Origin of the sequence: Micromonospora sp. KC207, from assembly GCF_004348615.1 — a bacterium.
GTDB lineage: Bacteria > Actinomycetota > Actinomycetes > Mycobacteriales > Micromonosporaceae > Micromonospora.
In genome coordinates this window covers 1-2,153 of record NZ_SMKJ01000529.1, presented here as the reverse complement: position 1 = coordinate 2,153, position 2,153 = coordinate 1, and the positions used below count along the sequence as shown (strand labels likewise).

1 protein-coding gene and 1 pseudogene are annotated in these 2,153 nt (G+C 71.7%); one reads left to right on the top strand and one right to left on the bottom strand.

Features of this window, described 5'->3' with window-relative positions; genetic code table 11:
• Nucleotides 1-148: 148 nt before the first annotated feature.
• A complete protein-coding gene (locus tag E1258_RS32145) occupies nucleotides 149-1,186 on the bottom strand; it encodes a serine protease (RefSeq protein ID WP_132407678.1) in 1,038 nt (345 codons plus the stop codon).
• A 210-nt stretch (nucleotides 1,187-1,396) separates the two neighbouring features.
• Between E1258_RS32145 and E1258_RS33745 the strand changes: the two are divergent.
• Nucleotides 1,397-2,153, top strand: a pseudogene (locus tag E1258_RS33745) (hypothetical protein); the annotation flags it as partial.

The window sequence follows — 2,153 nt, the reverse complement described above, 5'->3', positions numbered from 1 at the left end:
TCGCACCCCTCTCCGCCGCCCCCGGCGACGACGCGGAACCGGGACTCGACGCCCCGGCCCATCGGACGACCACACCCCTTGGACGCGCGCCGCCCCCGACCGGATCCGTCGGATCCCGGCCGGGGGCGGCACCACCCGATCGGATGACTCAGACGCGGGCCGCGACCGAGTTGTAGGCGTCCATGACCGCGGTGTCGAAGTACGGACTCTTGTTCACGCCGGCACTGTTCAGCGTGCTCATGACGCCGTTGACGTAGCCGTACGCGTCGTTGTAGAGCCGTAGCCAGACCGCGCCGCTGGAGCCGCCCGTGAAGCCGCAGTTGAGCGCGATCTTGTACTCCGAGCCGGGGCGGTACGTCGTGCCCTGGCAGTACTGCTGCCACCCGCCGTCGTACGGCGGCGCCGCCGGGTAGGCGAGAATGGTGACGGCCTGGGTGTAGCTGTAGTTGACCGAGAGCCCGTTGCCGCCGACCACGTTGACCAGACGCTGGCCCGCCGCGTTCGGGTACACGGTGATGTACGAGACGTCCCGCTCGAGGTTGCTGTCGTTGATCCAGGCGTTGAACGTGGTCAGGTACTTGGCCGACCACCGGCCGTACGGCTCGGCACCGTAGTTGTAGAGCGGGACGAAGATCCAGTTCTGCATCCACTGGCCGCCCCTGCCGCCGTGCACGCAGTGCCCGGCGCTCATCACGAGCAGCTTGGAGGAGCTGTTCACGGCACCGGCCGAGCAGACGTAGTTCCTCCCGTCCGCCGGGTTGTAGAAGAAGACCTTGCCGACAGTGGTGGAGGCGGCGACGTTGGCGCCGATGTCCCCGCTGGCCAGCGACTTGGCGCGGCTGGCCGCAGGTGCCACGGTGGGCGCGGCCGGCGGCACGGAGCGGGCCGCCCCGGTCGGCCCCAGGCCCTTGCCGGTCACGGCTCCCGCCTTCTCGACCAGCACGTCCGCCGAGATCGCGGTGCGCATCCGCTCCTTGGTCCAGTAGTCGCTCGCCTGCTGGGCGGCGGTCAGCCCGCTGCGGGCGGTGGTGGAGGTGGTCGCCGCCACCGTGCTGACCGACGCGCCACCGGAGGTGCCGCCCCCGGGGGCGGCCTGCGCGGGACCGGTACCCACCAGAACCGTCGCCGCAACGAGCGCGGCAGACGCGGCGACCGTGGCAACCCGCCGGATGTCCGGAAAGTGCATTCGTTCCCCTCCCACAAATCACATTGGCGCTCGTCTAAGCGCTTGGCACAGCATGCGGGGCCGCAAAACGGCAGCGGAAGCACCCGGGGCCGTCAACTCTGTCGCTGACAGTGTGTCCGTGACATGACTGACCGCAACGAGTCAACATCGGAGAGTGGTAGAACTCGGTAGTCACCTCCGGACCAGCGTCAAAATGTGGGGAGAACGCCAATGGGCCGGCTCACCCGCCCCCTCGTGCCAGCAGGTCCCGTCGCCGACTTCTACGACCGACTACACGCCCTCCACCTCGCCGCCGGTCAGCCCAGCGTGCGCCGGCTGCAACAGCTCACCCGCGCAGAGCGGCGGCCCCGGGGCATCAACCCGACGTCGATCCACGCGGCCTTCGCCCGCCCCCGCCTGGCCCGGTGGGAGGTGGTGGGCGAGATCGTCCAGGTGCTCGGCGGCGACGTCGACGAGTTCGCCGCGCTGTGGCGCCGGGCCAACCGCTTCCAGTCGCTCGACTACGGTCCCGGCCCCGCGCCGCACGCCCGGCCGTGGGCACCGGGCGGGGTCGCCACCGTGCCCCGGGAACTACCCCCGGACGTGCTGCCGTTCACCGGGCGCGGCCCGGTCCGCGCCGCGCTCGACGACCTACGCGCCGAGGGCGCGACCCGCGCGGCGATGATGACGGTGCTACTCACCGGCACGACCGGGATCGGCAAGAGCGCGCTGGCCGTGCACTGGGCGCACCGGGTCGCCGGGCACTTCCCCGACGGCCAACTCTATGCGGACCTGCGCGGGGATGTTCCGGGGCAGCCGCCGGCACCGGCCGAGGTGCTCACGGCCTTCCTCAACGCCCTCGGCGTCGCCACCGGCGACCTGCCCGCCACCCCCGCTGCCCTGGTCGCCCGTGCGCGGATCCTGTGGGAGGTAGCCGACGGCGCTGCGCCGGTCGATCTGCCCGGCGTACGGCTGCCCCTCTCCCGCG